Annotated in this window: 3 protein-coding genes; all 3 read right to left on the reverse strand. The window is 66.7% G+C overall.

Going from position 1 to position 3,304, the window contains the following annotated elements; all coding sequences use genetic code 11:
• A partial coding sequence (locus H928_RS0119575; protein ID WP_021028021.1) for an ABC transporter substrate-binding protein occupies positions 1–984 on the reverse strand: 984 nt, incomplete at its 3' end.
• Positions 985–1,008: 24 nt separating this feature from the next.
• Positions 1,009–2,631 (reverse strand): ABC transporter substrate-binding protein, encoded by a 1,623-nt coding sequence (locus tag H928_RS0119580; protein WP_021028022.1) that lies wholly within the window; start codon positions 2,629–2,631, stop codon positions 1,009–1,011.
• A gap of 34 nt (positions 2,632–2,665) precedes the next feature.
• Positions 2,666–3,304 (reverse strand): acyl-CoA dehydrogenase family protein (locus H928_RS0119585; RefSeq protein WP_027011146.1); only part of this gene is annotated, 639 nt, incomplete at its 5' end.

Raw genomic sequence — 3,304 nt, forward strand, 5'->3', positions numbered from 1 at the left:
GCCCCATTCCAGCAAAAAGTCCTTGAAGTAGCCGATCGCATCGACCAGCTCGGGCTCCAGGCTGATGCCCAGATGGCGGTGGACATCGGCGCCGTTGGAGGCCAGGATGGCTTCTTCGCTGGTGGCGATCTCGCGGGCCACAAAGCGCAGGGTCTCGTCGGGATGGGCCTGGGCCCAGCGGCCGGCGCGCTGCACCACGCGCAGCAGCGCCAGCACCAGGTCGGGGCGCTGCTCGGCCAGTGCGGCGTCCACCGTCAAGGTGCGCGGTGTGCCATTATTGATGCGCACGCGCGGGTCGGGGTGGCGGCCAAATTCGCTGACCAGCTGCGCGCCAATCAGGTTGGCCACCAAGAGGCCCTCGGCGCCTTTGACAAAGATCGCATCAACCTCGCCGCGTACCAGGGCCTCCGCCTCGCGGAAATACGGGTGGCGGCGGCGCAGTCCAAACAGGCTGGGCGTGCCGTGCTGCTGGATCACCGACTCCTCGATCACCAAGTCGACCAGCTGCACATCGCTGTGCTGCAAGCCCACCAGCGACAGGCCCGAGACCAGGCCCTTGAGGGCCGTGGCGCGGTGGAAGTCGATCAGGTCATTGACCCGCTGGGGCACGCCAAAGCGCTTGCCGGCCAGGTCCTCGGGCTTGTCGATGCCCCGGCCCGGCAGGGTCACCAGGGCCTGGAACTCGTCTGTCCAGGTGATCGCGACCAGGCGCGTATCGCTGCCTTTGGCCCGCGCCCAGATCGGCGGAATATTGCCGCCCTGGCGGAAAGACCAGGGCAGGCGGTGGTCAAAATGGCTCTCGCGCACACTGCGGTCCTTGGAGTCAAAGATGGACTCGACCCCAATACCCAGCGCCGCAAAGGCCTGCTGCAGCCAGCCATGCTGCGCGGCAATGCCCAGCGGGGATGGCACCGGGCAGCGGGTGTACCAGAGCGAGCTGGGTTGTTGACCTGGTACGTTCGATGTTTCGGAAGGGCTTGTCATCGGTTTCTCCTTGGGGGAACGGGATCAGGATGCGGCCAGCCAGACGCCGGCCAGGTTACCGGCCACGCCGTCCGCGCCCACCGTGTGGTTGCGCACGCGCTTGTCGGCGATGGTGTAGATGTCGGGGGCGACCAGGGTGATGTCGGGCAGGTCGGTGGCGATGTGTTTCTGGAACTCGGCCACCTCGCGGATGCGCTGGGCCTCGTTCATCTCGACGGCGGCAGATTCCAGCAGGCGGTCCACCTCTGGGCTGGCATAGTGCGAACCGTTGGAGAACGGCAGCCCGCGCTGAAAGCTCTTGGACCAGTAGAGCCGCTGGATGCCCACCGTCGGGTCAAAGGTGTTGCTCATCGCGCTCACATGCAGGTCAAACGCCCGGTCGGTGTAGATGCGCTTGATGTAGGTGGCAAAATCCTGGCTGTTGATCTGCACATCGATGCCGATGCGGCCCAGCGCCTGCTTGAGGAAATCGCCGGTGCGCTGGCCGCCCTCGTTGGGGATGGGCGTCAGGTTCAGCCGCGCACGCCACTGGCCGCCAGCCTTGCCGCGCGTCAGGCCCGCGTCGTCCAGCAGCTTCTCGGCGCGCTTGGTGTCATAGGGCAGCACCGGCAGATCGGGCACATAGAATTTTTTCAGCGCCGGGTGTACCGGCCCGGTGGTCAGCTTGCCCTGGCCGTACCAGGCCACCTTGAGCAGGTTCTCGCGCTGCAGCGCATGGGCAATGGCCTGGCGCACGCGCAGGTCCTTGAGCAGCTCACTCTCCAGGTTGACCCCCAGCCGGTAGACGCTGTTGATGTACTCATAGCCCCGGGTCTCGAACTGCAGGCCCGGCTTGGCGCGCAGGCGCTCCACCTCGGCAAAGGGCACTGGCGAGCTGGGCGCAATCTGCACCTGTCCGCTTTCGATGGCCGCCGTGCGCGCAGCGGCATCGGGGATAAAGCGCACCACCAGCCGGTCGATGTAGGGCTTGTCGCCATCCCAGTAATGGGGGTTGCGCTCGTAGATCACATGGCTGCCGCGCACCCATTCCTTGAACACAAAGGGGCCCGTGCCCACCGGCGCATTGTTGGCCGGGTTGGTATCGGCCCGGCCGCTGGAATACAGGTGCTTGGGCACGATGGGCGACTCCGAGGCCGCCAGCGCCGTGATCAGGTAGGGGATGGGGCGGCTGAGCTTGAGCACCACGGTGTGGGCATCGGGGGCTTGCACCTCGGCCACGCCGGCAAAGGTGGCGCGGCCCCGGGGGTGGAACTCCTTGAGCAAGGCAATCGAGTGCACCACGTCGGCCGAGGTAAAGGGCTTGCCATCATGCCATTTGACGCCCTGGCGCAGCTGGAAGCGGTAGACCAGGCCGTCGGGGCTGATGGACCAGGCAACGGCCAGCTGCGGCTGCGGGTTGAGGTTGAAGTCATAGGTCAGCAGTCCCTCGGTCACCTTGCCCGAGATCGTCACCGACGAGCCGGCGGTATGCGCAATCGTCGTCAAGGTTGGCGGCTCGGGAAAGAGCAGCAGGTTCAGGGTGCCGCCTTTTTGCGGCTTGTCCTGCGCCCAGGCCAGGCTGGGGACTGCCGTGCCGATGCCGGTGGCAGCAGCGGCCAGCATAAAGTGGCGGCGCGTGGCGAGCGAGAAATCGGAATCAATAGACATGCGAGGTACCAAGGAGAGGAAACAAGGATGGCGCTCAGGCAGCGGCCTGGCGCTTTTGCAGGGCCGCACGGCCGCTGTTGCTGCGGATCAGGCTGTTGGAGGGCGAATGGATCTGGCTGCACAGCACATTGCGCAGATGGCGCTCCAGCGGATTACGCCGCGCCAGGCCGTGGTTGCCGGCCAGCTCCAGCGCCAGTTGTGCTACGCGCAGCGCGTTGTCCACCGCCACATGCTTGGCCACGGCGACCAGGCCATCGGGTGCGGCGCCGCTGTCGTAGGCGCGGGCATGGCTGTCCAGTAGCCAGTCGCTGGTTTGCAGCAGCAGCTCGATCTCGCCAAACTTTTCCTGCACGGTGGCGAGTGATGCCAGGCTGGCACCACCCAGCGCACTGGGGCGGCGCTGGTTCAAAAACGCACCCAGCCAATCACGCGCCGAGCGCGCCGCGCCGTCATAGACCGTGGCCACCAGGCTGAAGTACCAGGCAATGCCATGGGCCTCGCGCTGCAGGCCCAGGCTGGCCGGGCGCAGGCCCACCGCATGGTGGTCGGGCACCCAGGCGCCATCGAGCACCAGGTCCTGGCTCGCGGTGGCGCGCATGCCCAGGGGGTTCCAGGTATCGACCAGGCGCGCGCCGGCCGTGCCTCGGGGCAGCACAAAGCTGCCCAGGCGCGG

It is taken from the genome of Comamonas sp. B-9 (genome assembly GCF_000410635.1).
Classification (GTDB): domain Bacteria; phylum Pseudomonadota; class Gammaproteobacteria; order Burkholderiales; family Burkholderiaceae_C; genus Comamonas.